This window comes from Thermomicrobiales bacterium (genome assembly GCA_023954495.1).
Taxonomy (GTDB): Bacteria; Chloroflexota; Chloroflexia; order Thermomicrobiales; family CFX8; genus JAMLIA01.
The window spans coordinates 1-16,677 of record JAMLIA010000072.1 but is presented as its reverse complement, the minus strand read 5'-3'; the positions used below and the strand labels follow the sequence as shown (position 1 = coordinate 16,677).

Annotated in this window: 14 protein-coding genes and 1 pseudogene; 6 read left to right on the top strand and 9 right to left on the bottom strand. The window is 63.8% G+C overall.

All coding sequences use genetic code 11. The features are described from left to right. Positions 1-272: 272 nt before the first annotated feature. From M9890_12430 to dhaK, 7 genes are all read right to left on the bottom strand, one after another. Positions 273-821: an SRPBCC domain-containing protein gene (locus M9890_12430; protein MCO5177754.1), complete on the bottom strand. Its 549-nt coding sequence runs from the start codon at positions 819-821 to the stop codon at positions 273-275. After that, positions 818-1,108 carry a metalloregulator ArsR/SmtB family transcription factor gene (locus M9890_12425; GenBank protein MCO5177753.1) on the bottom strand — a complete coding sequence of 97 codons (291 nt, stop codon included), beginning with the start codon at positions 1,106-1,108 and terminating at the stop codon, positions 818-820. Before M9890_12425 ends, M9890_12430 begins: the two co-directional genes overlap by 4 nt. A gap of 72 nt (positions 1,109-1,180) precedes the next feature. Next, entirely contained in the window at positions 1,181-2,866 is a 1,686-nt protein-coding gene (gene ptsP, locus M9890_12420; protein MCO5177752.1) for a phosphoenolpyruvate--protein phosphotransferase, read from the bottom strand. After that, positions 2,863-3,147, bottom strand: a complete 285-nt coding sequence (locus M9890_12415) for an HPr family phosphocarrier protein (protein MCO5177751.1) — start codon at positions 3,145-3,147, stop codon at positions 2,863-2,865. The genes ptsP and M9890_12415 overlap by 4 nt, the downstream gene beginning before the upstream one ends. Positions 3,148-3,165: 18 nt before the next feature. Then, on the bottom strand, positions 3,166-3,567 hold the full coding sequence (dhaM, locus tag M9890_12410; protein MCO5177750.1) for a dihydroxyacetone kinase phosphoryl donor subunit DhaM: 402 nt from the start codon (positions 3,565-3,567) through the stop codon (positions 3,166-3,168). A 30-nt stretch (positions 3,568-3,597) separates the two neighbouring features. After that, complete coding sequence (gene dhaL / locus M9890_12405; protein MCO5177749.1) at positions 3,598-4,239, bottom strand: dihydroxyacetone kinase subunit DhaL; 642 nt, start codon at positions 4,237-4,239, stop codon at positions 3,598-3,600. A 32-nt stretch (positions 4,240-4,271) separates the two neighbouring features. Beyond that, complete coding sequence (gene dhaK / locus M9890_12400; protein MCO5177748.1) at positions 4,272-5,273, bottom strand: dihydroxyacetone kinase subunit DhaK; 1,002 nt, start codon at positions 5,271-5,273, stop codon at positions 4,272-4,274. A gap of 591 nt (positions 5,274-5,864) precedes the next feature. Between dhaK and M9890_12395 the strand changes: the two genes are divergently transcribed. The 4 genes and pseudogenes from M9890_12395 to M9890_12380 all read left to right on the top strand — a co-directional run bounded on the left by M9890_12395 (position 5,865) and on the right by M9890_12380 (position 10,045). Next, positions 5,865-6,695: an aquaporin family protein gene (locus M9890_12395; protein ID MCO5177747.1), complete on the top strand. Its 831-nt coding sequence runs from the start codon at positions 5,865-5,867 to the stop codon at positions 6,693-6,695. A 120-nt stretch (positions 6,696-6,815) separates the two neighbouring features. Next, a complete protein-coding gene (gene glpK / locus M9890_12390) occupies positions 6,816-8,324 on the top strand; it encodes a glycerol kinase GlpK (GenBank protein ID MCO5177746.1) in 1,509 nt (502 codons plus the stop codon). A gap of 165 nt (positions 8,325-8,489) precedes the next feature. Next, positions 8,490-9,538, top strand: a pseudogene (locus M9890_12385) (FAD-dependent oxidoreductase). Positions 9,539-9,715: 177 nt separating this feature from the next. Further along, positions 9,716-10,045 (top strand): hypothetical protein, encoded by a 330-nt coding sequence (locus M9890_12380; GenBank protein ID MCO5177745.1) that lies wholly within the window; start codon positions 9,716-9,718, stop codon positions 10,043-10,045. A 16-nt stretch (positions 10,046-10,061) separates the two neighbouring features. On the opposite strand, the gene M9890_12375 is transcribed toward M9890_12380, so the two are convergent. Together M9890_12375 and M9890_12370 are read right to left on the bottom strand one after the other, a co-directional pair. Beyond that, positions 10,062-10,559, bottom strand: a complete 498-nt coding sequence (locus tag M9890_12375) for an NUDIX domain-containing protein (protein ID MCO5177744.1) — start codon at positions 10,557-10,559, stop codon at positions 10,062-10,064. 96 nt (positions 10,560-10,655) lie between these two features. Then, positions 10,656-11,477 carry a hypothetical protein gene (locus tag M9890_12370; protein ID MCO5177743.1) on the bottom strand — a complete coding sequence of 274 codons (822 nt, stop codon included), beginning with the start codon at positions 11,475-11,477 and terminating at the stop codon, positions 10,656-10,658. A gap of 392 nt (positions 11,478-11,869) precedes the next feature. Here M9890_12370 and M9890_12365 point away from each other — a divergent pair, with 392 nt between their 5' ends. Continuing rightward, positions 11,870-14,974, top strand: a complete 3,105-nt coding sequence (locus tag M9890_12365) for a carboxypeptidase-like regulatory domain-containing protein (GenBank protein ID MCO5177742.1) — start codon at positions 11,870-11,872, stop codon at positions 14,972-14,974. 615 nt (positions 14,975-15,589) lie between these two features. Then, positions 15,590-16,677 (top strand): hypothetical protein (locus tag M9890_12360; protein ID MCO5177741.1); only part of this gene is annotated, 1,088 nt, incomplete at its 3' end.

Genomic DNA, 16,677 nt, shown 5'->3' with positions numbered 1-16,677 from the left:
TCAAAATGTAGGGGCGTATCGCATACGCCCGGTCAGAACCACGACCATTCAACAAGTGCACCCGGACGTCGTAACTACTGATCGGAATAGGCTGGGGGGCCAAACGGGCGTATGCGATACGCCCCTACATTTTGATGCCGACGGGATGGCGATGTCTCGAATTCGTCGCCATCCAGCGCGAGGGAGTGATCACCTCACGGCGATGGACACGCCGGGTCATGTCCGTACGGACCTATCGGCGGCGGCTCTTCCGGGCGGCGACCTGCTGGACTCTACGTGCTTGCCGCTGTCTCCAGTTCACGGTCATAGAAATCGCGAAACTGTTCCCAACCGTAGTCCATTGCGCGCTGGCCGACGACGCGGTCGTGGGTTGCGCTGGCGTTGGCTGAGAGCGAACCGAAGCAGACATGCCAGCCGGCCGCGTAGGAGCCTGCATAGTCGCGATCCTCGAAGGTCTGGCGTAGTTCCAGGAGCGTGCCGCCGTCGGTGGGCGTGATTTGCCAGCGCAGCAGATCGACGCCCCAGCGATGGACGAGCAGTCGAGGCGGTTCGACGGTAATGACTTCGGCGTCAATCGGCTCATCCTCTGGATTCTCGCGGCACGTCGCCGGTCCGGGCGTCGTCAGCGAGCGGTCGGGGACGATCGGCGACCAGCGTGCGAGTTGGGCAGGGTCGGTCAGCATCTCCCAGAGGCGCTCCGGTGTCTGGGGGAACTGGCGGCGCAGGGTGAGCATCCAGCGGTCGGCGTCGGGAACGAGCGATACGTCCAGCGGTGTGCTGATTTCGGTGGCGACTACGTTGTCAATCGTTGACTTGGTCATGAACTGTCCTCATCCAGTGCCTCAGCAAGCTTGTCGAAGCCCTCCGTCCAGCGACGGACGTACGGTTTCACCCAGTCGAGCACGTCGGGCAGCGGTTCGTCGGCCAGGCGATACACCCGGCGCTTGCCGACGACCTCAACCTCAACGACGCCTGCGTCGCGTAGGACGCGAAGATGCTTGGATACCAGCGGCTGCGAGAGGCCCAGCTCTCGCACCAGCGCGCTGACATCGCACGCGTTGACCTGCAGGCGGTCGAGGATTGCGCGCCGAGTTGGCTCGGCTATCACGGTGAATCCATCCATGATCTGAATATAACGTAGGCTTCATATGAATGTCAAGGCATGTGATGCTGTGTGCAACTAACTGGTGGGATTCAACCGTTCTTCGGCCATGCGTCGGGCATCGGCGAGGCTGGTTGCGCGGATGAGTGCGCTGGCGGCATCGAGGCGCGCGGCACCCATGCTGAGGTCGCGGGCACCCAGACCGAGCAGCAACGGGATGAACGCCGGATCGCCGGCCATCTCGCCGCAGATACCGGCGTACTTTCCGGCAGCGTTAGTTGTGGACAGCACCTTGTGGATGAGGCGCAGGACGGCGATGTCATCGGCAGGGTAGCGGCGCGCCAGCGTCGGGTTCGTCCGGTCGACCGCCAGCGTGTACTGGACGAGATCGTTGGTGCCGATGCTGACGAAGTCGACCTCGCCGATCAGCAGGTCGATAGCGGCTGCCGCGCTGGGGATCTCGATCATGATACCGAGCGGTGGCGATGGGTTGTGTTCGATGCCCTCGGCGGTCAGCTCGGCGGCGGTTGCGGCGACGAACTGCTGCGCATCGCGCACATCAGCGATGTTGGCGACCATCGGGAACATGATCCAGAGGTTGCCGACCGTTGCGGCGCGCAGCAGGGCGCGCACCTGACTGCGGAAGAGGTCGGGGTGCTGCAGGCAGAGGCGCAGTCCACGCACGCCCAGAAACGGGTTCATCTCCGTCTCGCCACGATCGGTGATGCTCGGCAGCGGCTTGTCGCCGCCTGCGTCGAGCGTGCGGATGATGACCGGATGCTCGCCCATGACTTCGGCGGCGTGGCGGTAGGCGCGGAACTGCGTCTCTTCGTCCGGCAGCGTCGGTTGATCGACGAAGAGAAACTCGGTGCGGAAGAGCCCGATGCCGGTCGCGCCTTGTGCCAGCGCCACCTCCGCCTCGGCCGGCACGCCGATGTTGGCTTCGAGCGAAATGCGCACGCCGTCGGTTGTCGTCACCGGTAGGTCGCGGTCGGCAGCCTGCGCTTGGCGTTGTGCTTCCTGTTCCGCTATGCGTGCGGCGGCTTCGTCGCGTTCTGAGTCTGTTGGATCGAGGACAAGCGTCCCGGCGCTGCCGTCCAGAATGGCGAGCTGACCATTTGCCGCCGCAGCGAGCAGATTGGCGACGCCAACGATGGTCGGCACGCCCAGCGCGCGCGCGAGGATCGCGACGTGGGCGGTCGGGCTGCCGCGTTCAGTGGCGATGCCGGCGAGGCGATTCAGGTCCATCGTCGAAGTATCGGAGGGGAAGATCTCGTCAGCGACGACGATGGCATTGTTCGGCAGGCTTGCGCCTGAGTCGTCGGCTCCGCTCAGTGCTGCGCGGAGTTGATTCGCGACATCGCGCACGTCGGCTGCCCGGGCGCGGAGGTATTCATCATCAAGCTCCTCGAACATCGCGACGATCGAGTCGGCGACCTCGCGGACAGCCGTGTCGGCGGAGACAGGACGTTCGTTGATGGCGTGCTCGATCTCGCCGACGAAGGCCGGGTCGTCGAGGAACATCAGATGAGCGTCGAAGATCGCGGCTTCGTCGTCTCCGGCACGTTCGGCCGCCGCGGTACGCGCGGCTTCGATGCGGCTGCGCGTCGTAGCGACCGCAGCGCTGAAGTGCTCGGCCTCCTGTGCTGCGTCGACTGGACCGTCGGCATGTTCCAGTTCCGGAGCGTGCCGCCTGAACACGAAGATCGTCCCGGCGGCGATGCCATCGGCTGCCGGTGTGCCGCTGAGCGCCTGCCTGCTCATGACCGTGCCTCGTGGAAGTCGTCCTCAATCAGATCGCGCAGTGTAGCGATTGCCGCTTCTTCGTCCTCGCCGTCGGCGCGGATCAGCACTTCGTGGTTGTGCTCGACGCCGAGCGTCATCAGGCTGAGGATGCTTTTAGCATCGGCGTCGCGTTCCGGGTTGCGAGTCAGGTTTGTAAGACGGACAGCCGATTTGAACGTCGCGGCGGTCCGAACAAACAGCGCTGCCGGGCGCGCGTGGAGACCGGCCGGGTGAGTAATTGTCAGACGAGCTTCCTGCATGTCGATTTCATCCTTGTGCTATGGCGCGACCTTCTGCAGGTCTTTGGCCCGTAGCGCTGCCGCCGCGACATCGTCGAGGCTGTTGCCGATGGATGCCTCGACAGCGGCGACGATCGCGCCCTCTACGAGCGGGGCGTCGCTGAGGATGACTGGCGAGGTCAGCGAATCGCCGGCTAGCTCGATCGCCGTCTCGGCGCTAAGGACTGCCGAGCCCAGGTCCATCAGGACGAGGATGCCGTCGCCACCGTCGGCGATCGCCAGCGCCTCGCGGATGCCATCCGGGTTGGTGCCGAGCTCGCCGTCCGCTGTGCCACCAACGGCGCGAATAGCGACCATGCCGCCAGCCATCTGCTCGGCCATTTCACGAACACCCTCCGCGAGCTGTCGGCTGTGGCTCACGATGACAATGCCAACCGGCATTGCGCCTCCTTCGTGTGGTCGCGCTGGTGACTAACCGGCGCGATCGTTTACGGCGTCAGCGATGGCGCGCAGGAGGTAGTAGCTGGATGTCGCGCCCGGGTCCTGGTGGCCGATGCTCCGTTCTCCGAGATAGCTGGCGCGGCCCTTGGTCGCCAGCATCGGTGTCGTGGCTTCCATACCAGCGTGCGCCGCGTCGACTGCCTGCTCGAGCGCATCGCGAGGAGCGGTCCCGGCTGCTGCTGCGGCCTTCAGTGTCTCAACCGCCGGTGTGAGCGCGTCGACCATCGTCTTTTCGCCGGTCGTGGCTTTGCCGCGCGCCTGCACGCCCTCCAGCGCCGCCGCCATGACTGTGGCGAGCGTCTCGGTGCTGACTTCGTTGCCATCGCCGAGCGCCGTCGATGCGCGCAGGAAGGCTGTGCCATACAACGGGCCGGCTGCGCCGCCGACGGTGGAGATCAGTGTCATCGCGACCGTTTTGGTCACCGACGCTAGCGACTGGTCCGGGAGGTCCCGGACCTTCGCCAGCGCTGCTGTGAAGCCGCGGTTCATGTTCGTGCCGTGGTCGCCATCGCCGATGTCGGAGTCAAGCTGCGTCAGCTCGGCGGCGTGCTCGGCCATGGTCGCCTGGATGCGCTCGACGATCGCGAGCCCCAGTCCTTCGGTGTTGCCCATCAGGTCTCCTCATTCGTCGGATGGAATGACTATCAGATACCCCAGCGCAGACCGGCGGTCAGGACCGGCGCGTCCCACAGATCGATCAGCTCATCGTTCACACGCAGGAGCGTGATCGACGTGCCAGCCATTTCCAGCGACGTGATGTAGTTGCCGACCAGCGAGCGAGCGATCGTGATGCCCTGGCCACGCAGGATCTTGTCGAGGTGGCGATAGACGATGTAGAGCTCCATCAGCGGCGTGCCGCCCATGCCGTTGACGAACGCCAGCACACGATCGCCAGTCTTCAGTCCGAGATCTTCGACGACTGGCGTCGTCAGCATGTCGACAATCTCGTCAGCCGGGGCGATTGGAAGGCGTCGGCGACCCGGCTCGCCGTGAATACCGATGCCGATCTCCATCTCGTCCTCAGCGAGGTCGAACGTTGGCTTTCCGGCGGCGGGGACGGTGCAGGAGGTGAGTGCCATGCCCATCGTGCGGACATTGTCGTTGACGGTCGAGCACATGGCGGTGACGTCATCGAGGCTGGCTTTGCGCTCGGCCAGCGCGCCGGTGATCTTTTCGGCCAGCACTGTGCCGCCGACGCCGCGACGACCGGCTGTGTAGAGGCTGTCCTGAACGGCGACATCATCATTGATGACGACACTGCGGACCTCGATGCCTTCGGCCTGCGCCAGCTCGGCCGCCAGCTCAAAGTTCATGACGTCGCCAGTGTAGTTCTTGACGATATGGAGCACACCGGCTCCGCCATCGACCGCCTTCGTGGCGGCGATCATCTGATCCGGCACTGGCGAGGTGAAGACTTCGCCCGGGCAGGCGGCGTCGAGCATGCCCATGCCGACGAAACCACCGTGCAGCGGTTCGTGGCCACTGCCGCCGCCGGAGACGATACCGACCTTGCCGGAGATGGGAGCGTCGGCGCGCACAATGACTTTCAGATCCGTATCGACGCGCAGCAAATTCGGGTGCGCGGCTGCAACACCTTCAAGTGACTCACGGACGACATCGTCAACCTGGTTGATGAGCTTCTTCACGGCTGCTCTCCATCCGTCTCTGCGGTGGCCCTGACGACGGTCGTGCTTGACCCGTCGGCGGGCCAACCGTGCTGTGGTGTGTCGCCGAGCAATAGCGGCTCGACACTACGTATCATGAGCGATTCGCGACAATTTCGCTAGTAGTTCCGAGAACAGGGGCACGTTTTGCTCGCTGTTGGTGACATTTCGTGGCCGAGTAACAGCGCGTTTGTGTTGACAAGGGCCGCTGATTGCACTATCAGTAGCGTGATCCCTTCGTACGGATGAGCCGTTCGAGTGTGCTTGCTCCAGGGGTATCGAGACGGCTCACCGCAACATAATAGTCTGCCGAGAGCGGCCGACAGTCGAGTTGAAGTCAGGATCGACCAGCGTTGGGTCTGCGGGCCAGCGCTGGGGAGATGGCCGTGAATCGCTCGACGTGACGTCGCCGGCATGGCATTGAATAGCGAGAGGAGGGAACGATCCGCAAACTCCAGGACTGCGATGCGCAGGCACCGGTGACAGGCACCGGTTCGAGCATGCAGGCTCGATCAGTGCCGGCTGGTAACAGACAGACTCGCGATGCGAGTTGGGAGCAATGGGAGTACGTGGATGCGTCGAGATACTACCGCTGCCAAACTATGGGCGGAGTTCGTAGGTACTGCGCTACTGATCATCCTCGGTGACGGTGTCGTCGCCAACACCGTCTTCGCCTCGCGGTTGGGTGTTGCACCCGATAATCCGTGGGCCGGTTACAACTGGAACACGATCGCGCTCGGCTGGGCATTCGCCGTTGTCATGGCGGTCTATGTTGCCGGCGGCATCACCGGCGCGCACATCAACCCGGCAGTGACCGCCGCCGCAATGGCGCGCGGCACGCTGGACGCAGTGACCGGCGTGCTGTACATGGTCGTGCAGGTCGCCGGTGCATTCGTTGGCGCGTTCCTGGTCTGGGTCACCTACAAGGGCGACTTTGACGGCCAGGGCTGGATGAATGTGTTCTACACCGGCCCGAGCACGCATTACACCGGGGCAACGTTCAACCAGTATTTCGCCGAGTTCATCGGCACATTTATGCTGGTGCTGTTAATCTACGCAATCGTTGACAACATTCGCAATGTCGGGCCGGGCGCGAACCTCTGGCCGTTCATGGTCGGTATGGCCGTGCTGGCAATCGGCCTCTCGCTCGGTGGCCCGACGGGCTACGCGATCAACCCGGCCCGCGACTTCGGTCCGCGGCTCTTCTCGGGCATCTTCCTGTCCGGGGATGACACGGCCTTTAAGGACGCGTACTTCCTCGTACCGATCATCGGACCGTTACTTGGCGGTATTGCGGGCGCGTTCTTCTATGACTTCCTGGTGAAACCGATGCTCCCGCTTCCGAAGGAAGAGGAGCCGGAACCTCGCGGCGCAGATGTTGCGCACGAACCTTCAGGCGACTAACACCTGCCGGGGCGGTCGCTGCCAGGCGGCCGCTCCAACCTCACCATCCCGACAGGCGACACGGACGCCAAGCTAGAGCCGAACAGCGCGGTTCGGCACGTCAGTCGAGGGAGGGAATCCATGTCAGACAGGAAATACGTGGCGGCAATCGATCAGGGGACGACGAGTTCCCGCTGCATGATCTTCGATCATTCCGGCAACGTCGTTGCCGTCGATCAGAAGGAACACGAGCAAGTCTATCCGCACCCCGGCTGGGTCGAGCACCGACCGGGCGAGATCTGGCAACGCACGCAGGAGGTCATTCAGGGCGCGCTCAGCAAGAGCCTCGTCCGCAAGAACGACATCGTCGCGGTCGGCATCACCAACCAGCGCGAGACGACGGTCGTCTGGGACAAGCGCACCGGCGAGCCGCTCTACAACGCCATCGTCTGGCAAGACACGCGCACCGACCAGATCGTGAACGAGCTGGCGCGTGAGGGCGGCCAGGACCGTTTCCGAGCCAAGACCGGTCTGCCGCTGGCAACATACTTCTCCGGGCCGAAGGTGCGCTGGATTCTGGATAACGTCGCCGGCGCGCGCCAGGCCGCCGAGGCGGGCAACGCGATCTTCGGCAATATGGATACATTCCTGACCTGGTGGCTCACTGGTGGGCCGGACGGCGGTATCCACATTACCGATGTGACCAATGCTTCTCGGACGCTGCTGATGAACCTCGAAACGCTCGACTGGGATGACGAGCTGATCGAGGCGATTGGCGTGCCGCGCCAGATGCTCCCGGAGATTCGCTCCTGTAGCGAGGTGTACGGCGAGATCAAGGGTGGTGCGCTGGACGGCACGCCGGTTGCCGGCATCCTCGGCGACCAGCAGGCGGCCACAATGGGCCAGGTTTGCTTCGGCGTCGGCGAGGCGAAGAACACCTACGGCACCGGCAATTTCATGATCTACAACACCGGTACCGAGCTGGTTGCCTCGAAGAGCGGCCTGCTGACGACAGTGTGCTACAAGCTCGGCGATGAGCCGGCGGTCTACGCGCTCGAAGGCTCGATCGCCGTTTCCGGCTCGCTCGTCCAGTGGTTGCGCGACAACCTCGGGCTGATCAAGAGCGCGCCGGAGATCGAAGACATGGCCAAGACCGTTGAGGACAACGGCGGCATCTACTTCGTGCCGGCGTTCTCGGGCCTGTTCGCGCCGTACTGGCGCAGCGACGCCCGTGGCGCAATCGTCGGTATGACTCGCTACGTCAACAAGGGCCACATCGCCCGCGCGACCCTGGAAGCAACCGCGTACCAGACCCGCGAGGTTGGCGAGGCGATGGAGAAGGACTCAGGCTCGCACCTCACCGAGCTGAAGGTTGACGGCGGCATGGTCTACAACGACCTGCTGATGCAGTTCCAGTCCGACATCCTCGGCGTGCCGGTCGTGCGTCCGAAGGTGGCCGAGACAACGGCGCTGGGCGCGGCATATGCGGCCGGCCTGGCAACGGGATTCTGGGCCAACACCGATGAGTTGCGCCAGAACTGGAACGAGGACAAGCGCTGGGAGCCGCGCATGGGCGAGGACGAGCGCGAGAAGCTCTATCACGATTGGAAGCGCGCTGTTGAGCGCACGTTCGACTGGGTCGAATCGTAAACCGGCAGTGACGGTATGAGATGGGGCGCGGGCTTCGCAGCACGCGTCCCGTCTCTTTCTCTGGATGCAATGGCGCAGAGCAATAGACCACCTCGTCGATCATGTCCGGGCGATCGACATCGACACGAACAGCACCAGCGAGGGTGGTGGAGCAAGGAGTGAACAATGCGCAGAGAAGAGCAGATTGCACGACTGGATCGCACCTTCGATGTGCTGGTCATCGGCGGCGGCGCAACTGGCCTCGGCGTGGCGCTGGATAGCGCTTCGCGTGGCTACGCGACACTGCTGGTCGAGGCGCGCGACTTCGCGCAGGGCACCAGCTCGCGTAGCACCAAGCTGGTCCACGGTGGCGTGCGCTACCTGGAGCGCGGCGATATCAAGCTTGTCTATGAGGCACTGCACGAGCGCGGTCGCCTGATCCGCAACGCCCCACACCTTGTCCACGAGCTGCGCTTTCTGGTGCCGACCTACTCCGCCTGGCAACTGCCGTACTACGGCATCGGGCTGAAGATGTACGACGTCCTCGCCGGGCGGCTGGGCCTGTCGCGCTCGCGGATCGTCGGCAAGGGCGGTGCGGCGCACCTGGTGCCGACGATTGACACGGACGGGCTGAAGGGCGGCATCGTCTACAGCGACGCGCAGTTCAACGACACGCGCCTGGCAATGATCCTCGCCCGCACCGCCGCTGAGCACGGCGCAACGCTGCTGAACGATGCGCCGGTGCGCTCGCTGCTCAAGGACCGTGGCCGGATCGTCGGTGCGGTCGTCGAGGACACCGTTAGCGGCAGGACGTACAACGTCTATGCCCACGCCGTCGTCAATGCGACCGGCGTGTTCAGCGATGCGGTCCGCCAGATGGACGAGCCGGACGCCGCGCCAATGATGGCACCGAGCCAGGGTGCATCTCGTCCGATCGCAGCTTCTCGTCGTCGGACACGGGCATCCTCATCCCGAAGACAGATGATGGCCGCGTCGTCTTCATCATCCCCTGGCAGGGGCACACGCTCGCCGGCACGACCGACACCGAGCTGCCACATCCCGAGTTGGAACCGACCGCGCAAGAGGATGAAATCGACTTCATCCTTGAGCACGTCGATCGCTATCTCACGCGGCCCGCGACCCGCGCCGACGTCCGCGCCGTCTTCGCCGGCTTGCGCCCGTTGGTGCGTCCGCCGGATGATGGCGAATCCACTGCGGCGTTATCGCGCGACCACACGCTGATCGAGAGCCGTGCCGGGCTGGTGACCATCGTCGGCGGCAAGTGGACGACCTATCGACGCATGGCGCAGGACACGGTCGATCACGTCGCTGGCGTCGCGGCGCTTCCGCAGCGCGAGTGCCTGACGGCGGAGATGCCGCTGGTCGGCGCGGATTCACAGGTGCCGCGCTGGATGGAGTTCGGCGCGTCTGCTGACGAAGCTGCCGAGTTCGAGCATGAGTACAGCGGCGATGTACACCCGCGTCTGCCCTACAGCATGGCGATGGCTGCTTACGTGATCGAAAAGGAGATGCCGGTGCGGCTGGAGGACGTGCTCGCTCGCCGTTTACGCGCGCTCTTCCTCGACGCCGAGGCTGCGATCGAGGCCGCCCCGCGCGTCGCCCAACTGATGGCGTCGCTGCAGGGACACGGTGCCGACTGGGTCGCCGCGCAGGTCGCCGACTTCACGGCGCTGGCCCGCGAACACTACATGGTGCGAGGAGTGCCGGCCGCCGAGGCGTAACGGGTCGTCACGCCGCCTACATGAAGAGCTTCCATGACTCCGGCGTGGTGCCGGGGAACTGGTAGGCGTAGTCGTTCGCGTGGGCGTGCGGCGTGATTGCGCCAGACGCGATCCGCTCCGCGAGGTACTTCACGAGATAGACGACATCCTCGCGCTCGGCGATCTCGTCGAACGTGAAGAAGCGGGCGTCGTCGTTCTCGTACCCGTCCGACTGTGGCTCGCCGGCAACGTGCTCCAGATACCACAGGACATACGTGTCGTTGTGTGGCCCATCGTAGCGCGTGCGCACGCCGACGATGCCAACCGGGCGCGCCTCAACGCTCGTCTCTTCGCGGACCTCGCGAGCTGCTGCGCTATCCAGCGTTTCGCCGGGGTCGAGCAGGCCACCCGGCAGCATGTAGCGCCCCTGCGTCGGCCCGTAGCTCATGCGCACGACCAGCAGCGATTGCTCGCGCACGACGAGTGCGCCGACCGAAGTTACGTTGCGCGGCTGCGGCTGACTGGCGTCGCTCATGGCCATGTCCGTTTCAATTCAGCACAAACACAAATGTCGGGTGTGCGAACACGCCCGACATATCATGCGCGATGATTGCTGCGCGTGCGGGATCGCTTACTGAACCCGCACGCGATAGACGTACTCGGTGAACTGATCACCCTGATCTTCAAGGCCCTCAACCATGGGCCAGGTCACCCGGGCGAAGACGAGGTACTCACCCGGTGGGACGGTCATAGCGATCGTCAGGTCGCCGCCTTCGATCGTCTGGCTGATGAGCGGATCGGTTTGCGGGACGAATGCCAGCGTGTTCTCCGGGATGCCCTGCTCATTGGTCGGCGTCGCGACATTGCCTTCGGCGGGGTACACCTTCAGGTCCGTTGACTGCGGCGTCGGGCTGTTCTCTTCGAAGAAGAGGCGTACTTGTTCGCCAGATACAGCGAGAGCGTACGTCGGATCGATCTTGATGTACGGCGCGGTCGCCTTACCGCCCGAATTGACCGGCGCTTCCCACCAGTTGTAGGACCCGACACCTGCGAATGCTTCCGAACGGCTCGTGAGGCTCAGCAGCGTCGATGTTGGCGGGAAGATCGCGTTCTCATCGGTTGGCGGCGTCGGGAGCGTCACTTCGTCGTTCGGGCCGATCGTTGCCGCTGGCTGCGTCGGACCCGGGGTTGCGGTCGGCAGGTTCGCGAACGCGGTTGCCGTGCCCGACACTTGCGTGCGGCGCGCCTCCAGCGTCGGGTTGACCGTCGGGCTCCAGCCGGGCGGTACCGGCGTGAATGTCTCGATGGAGACGAGCTGGGTGCCGTCACCGCTGTCGTCGTCGCCCATGCAGGCTTGCAACGTCAGCGCGACCAGCGCAGCCAGCGCGATCAGGACGCCAACGCGCACAGCGCGACTGGATGGCGGGTGATTCTGCGTTTCGTGGGATGACAAATGCATTCCTCGTCGTTCGTAGCCGTGCTCCCGGCGGATGCGGGACCGTCGGCTAGTATAACGAGCGGGCCGTGCGCGGGTTACGTCGAACCCGCGCTGTTCACTGTTTCCACGCCAGCTCACCTACCGTTGAAGCCTGCACCAAATCATGTCAATCCATTCGCGATTGCATAACTTGCGTTGACGATACGGGCACAGGATTCTATACTGCGACCCGACACCGGACGCATAATTACTATGGAAGGAGTCTGACCAAACCGTAAGAACTCGAATGTCGAGCGCATCAAGGCTCGAGGTGGTTCGTGCGACATCGAGTGTTCCGCGTCGATCGCGGATCAAGGTCAGTCAGCGAGGGCGTCGTTGGCTGTGTGGTGTGGTAAGGGGACGAGATCATGAAACGACCCTCACGGGTGCTGCGGATCGTGGCCGCGCTTGGGATGCTCGCAAGCATGCTCACAGTGCTGGGACCCACGGCTGCTATCGCAGCGACAGATCCGGGCTTTGAGCCGGGTGTTGCTCCGAGCAACCTGTTGTTCGATATCGATGGGGCGCAAGAAGTCTACTTTCCGTGGGTCTATAACGACGACGACTTCGGCCTTGGCGATGCCAATGGCACCGTCTCGATTCAGAATCTGACGCATGCTGACGGCTACGTCTTCTTCTACGTCGGCAATGGGGACGGATACGACTACACGACCTACGCGTATCTCGCGGCTGGTGCATCGAAGTCATTCTCGGCTGATGACATCGGCGTTCCGGCTCCGGGCGCACCCGTTGTAGCTGCGCTGTATGCTGGCACAATCACTGGATCGCAGCAGGGCACGACGGTCGTCTGCGAATGGGAGTACGGCGTCGACATCAACGGCGACGGCGACGCGGAGGACTGCGTTGAGGTCGCAACGGTTGAAGACGTCACCTATCTGCTTCCGCTGTGGGCCGGCGGCGTGGTCAAGTCGGCTGTAGCCGGCGCGAGTCTGCCGTATACGACTGCCGATGACACCGCTGTCTCGGGCTACAACGGCCTGAGCGGTGCCGAAGTCGGCCAGTTCGACGAGCATTACGTCCCGCTGGTGCAGACCAATGGCGGACCGGGCGGACCGTGGGACACCCGCGTGACCGTCGCCAACCTGCGTGGCGATGCCAACGCTGCGGTGACTCTGCGCTTCTTCCCGAATGACGGCGATGGCTCCGGCTCGCTGCAGACCGGCTGGCAGCAGAACGTCCTCGTGGACGCTGGCGATGTCTACCAGCTGACCCTCTCCGACTACGTGCCGGAAGGCTGGACCGGTTCGGTCCACATCCTCTCGGATGACAAGATCGGCGCGATCGCTGACCGCTACAAAGTCGGCACCGATATGTGGCTGACCAACATCGGCAGCCAGGCTAACTTCGAAGTCCAGCCCGGCTCGTACTGCGGCGAGGGTGGCTGTGGCGTCGATATCGACGGCGGTCTGTTCTCTCCGTTCTCCGGCCAGTACGTTCTGTTCGCCCCGACGGTGTACATGGACTACAACGGCTGGAACACCGGCTTCTCGGTGGCCAACCTGGTTGACACGGACAACAACGTCAACATCCAGTACGTCCACAACGGCAACGCGATCCAGGTGCTATCGCAGCGGATCGCCGCGCACGGCATGATCACGGCCTACCGGCCGTCTTCGCCGGCGCAGGACCAGAATCAGCAGAACCCGATCTTCGATCAGGTCGCGGGTGCGCTGATCCTCTCGGACTACCCGGTTGCGGCGGCCGTCGATGCCGTCAAGTACTTCGGCAACGATGACAACGTCGGTCAGGCGATGACCTATAACGCGACCGCCAACCTGTCGGTTGCGCAGGCAATGCCGCTGGTGCAGAAGGGCAACCCGTCCACGGGCATGGGTGCCACGTCCGGCCTGACGCTGCTCAATCCGCTGCCGATCCAGAACTCGATGCACATCAGCTGGCTGAACCAGTCTGGCTTCAACGCTGCCAACTTCGGCACGTCGACGCTGGTTGTTCCGGCCCAGTCGATTGGCATCGCCTACACGATGACGCAGCACAATCTGCCGAACGGCTACTACGGCTCGGCAATCGTGCACGCGAATCTGCCGTTCACGATGACGTCCGGCAACGTTGACTATCAGGTCAATGGCGACGGCTCGGTCATCTGGAATGGCTACAACCCATGCGGTCTCTTCCGCGCCTTCCAGTACGACTGTGTCTGGGGCTGGCCGGATCAGCCGACAACAGCGAGCCTGACCAAGTTCGTTGAGGACACCAACGGGAACCCTGTCGTCGGCGCGACCGTTGAAGTGACCGGCACCGATGTCAACGGCGACTATGCCGACTTCTCCGGCCAGACCGGGGCGGACGGCTCGATTGAGTTCCACGTCGTCGCCGGCACCTACGCCATCAATGTGACGGCCCCGCCAGCCGGATTCATCTTCGGCCCGAGCTCCGACCTCAGTGATTCGAACATCCTTGTTCCGGAGGGCGCGGACATCTCACGCACGAACGTCGTTGAGCTGATCGCGCTGACTGCGACGATCACCAAGACGGTCGTGATGGAAGAGCAGAGCGAAGTCAACCCGGCGGCGGTCACGCCTGTCGCAGGCATGACGGTCGCGATCTTCCCGAACGCGTCCTGCCCAGCCTTCGGCTCAACGCCGAGCCTTGATGGCGCGCTGGCGAGCGGTGAGACCGACGCCAACGGCGTGGTTGCGCTCAGCTTCCCCGTCGCGGCAAGCGGCTCGACGGTCTGCCTGGTCGTCATTGACGCCAGCGGCGAGGTCGTCTCGCGGGACCTCGATCTGACCTATATGCCGGGTGACACCGACGAGCTCCTGAACACGCTCGATAGCGGCGCGGGTCCGGTCGAGTTTCCGGCAACGGCGCTGAAGACCGTTCGCGTTGGAAGCGAGACCGGCCCGTTTGCGGTCGGCACGCAGGTCGCCATCTTCGCGTTCGAGAGCTGCCCAGTGATGGGCTCGACGCCGGATCTTGACGGCGCGCTGGCCACCGCGGTGACGGACGCGAACGGCGTCGCGACGCTGGTCTTCCCAGCCGACACGGTCTGCATCGTCGTCCTCGACGCGAGCGGCAAGGTCATCGACATCGACACCGATGCAGATGGCTGGACGTTCGAGGCGGGCGAGACGGCAAACTTCCTGAATATCATCCAGAGTGAGCCGACGCCGCAGGCCATCCTGGATATCCATGTGCAGGGCGCACCGGTCGGCGGCTTCAACATCTACGTCTTTGAATCCACCTGCCCGGCAAACCCGACACCGGGCGGGGCGACCCAGTCGGCGCTGGCTGAGCGCTCCTCGGCGCGGTTCACGGTCACTGCTGGCGCGTTCTGCGTCGGTGTTGACTTCGATCGCAACGGCACGATCGACCTGTATGACGGCGGCACGATCGCAGCTGGTGATCCGGCTGAGAACGGCACCGCCAACTCGGACGTCGTGATTCGCAGCGCGACCGGCGGCAACCCGGCGTCGATTACGATCCAACCGTAAGCGCGTCTGCTGCTGAGGCAGCTGAACGCTGAGAAACGCCCTCCGAGCAATCGGAGGGCGTCCTTTCTTTTGCGGATACTGAGCGTCGGCGAGCGAAGGAGCACGAACGCATCCCCAGGATTAACCGGCTCCCTTTCCGACGAACGCGTTGAGTTCCTTTCGAATCAGGAGACAGAATCTGCGTGTGAGACCGTGGCGAGCGGCAGAAACGAACCAAGCGGATTCATTCTGCTCGCAAAAGCAGGAGCAACGCGAGTCAGTCTGTCACATACGCTGGGTGCCGCAAATAGTTCCCGTGGCCGTCCCGATGTGACGCTCGCGGAATCTGCTGTCATCGATGCAACCACAGCGACCCTTGTGCGTTAATACTTTGAGTCACGCGGATCCAGAGTATGGGAATTGCCGAGGGGTTAGACAATGCTTGTCTTGACTAGGCCCGAACGCACGTCTATACTCAATCCGCTGTACGTGTACGAACGGCAGAAGAGCGTCGGAAGGAGGCGGTTAGCGGCGGAATCCGCTTCTGGTTGGTTTGTCGACGATTGCCCGTGAGCGCACGGGCTAGGGGTTCCAGCACATTGTGTGCTGGGCGTGCAACTAAGGGGATGAGCAAGCATGAAGAAGCCCTCACGGTTTCTTCGGGTGGTAGCCACCCTGGGCATGCTGGCGGGGTTGTTGGCGGTCTTCGGCGCTGCGCCGGCCGCTGCTGCATCGGATCCGGGGTGGACCCCGGGCGTGCGGCCGGACAATACCCTGTTCAGCCTTGACGGTGCTCAGGAAGTCTATTTCCCGTGGGTGTACAACAACGACAACTTCGGCCTCGGCGAAGCTGACGGCTCGGTCACGATCCAGAACCTGACGCACGAGGACGGCTACGTCTTCTTCTACGTCGGCAACGGCGATGGCTGGGACTACTCGACCTACGCCTATCTCGCCGCTGGCGCGTCGAAGACCTTCTCGGCGGACGCCATCGGCGTTCCTGAGCCGGGTGCCCCGGTCGTCGCTGGCCTCTACGCCGGCACCGTGTCCGGGAACGTCCAGGGCAGCAAGATCGTCTGCGAATGGCAGTACGGTGTTGATATCAATGGCGACGGCGACGCAGAGGACTGCGTGCCGGTCGACACCTACGCCGGCAAGACCTACCTGATCCCGCTGTGGGCTGGTGGCCTGGTCAAGTCGGCTGTGGCTGGCGCGGGCCTGCCGTACACGACCTCGGCCGACACCTCGGTGTCCGGCTACAACGGCGTCTCGGGCGCTGAGGTCTATCCGGACCTCTACGACGATTACGCCGATGGCGTCTACATCCCGCTGGTCCAGACCAATGGTGGTCCGGGCGGCGCGTGGGATACCCGCGTGACCGTGGCCAACATGGGCTACGATGCCAACGCGGCGGTGACGCTGCGCTTCTTCCCGAACGATGGCGACGGCTCCGGCTCGCTGCACACCGGCTGGCAGGAGAACATCCTCGTCAACGTTGGCGATGTCTACCAGATCACCCTCTCGGACCTGGTTCCGGAAGGCTGGACTGGTAACGTCCACATCCTGTCGGATGACGCCATTGCCGCGATCGCTGATCGCTACAAGGTCGGCACCGACATGTGGCTGACGAACATCGGCAGCCAGGCCAACTTCGAGGTTCAGGACGACTCGTACTGCGACTTCGAGTGCCAGACTGACTTTGACGGCGGCTTCTACTATCCGTT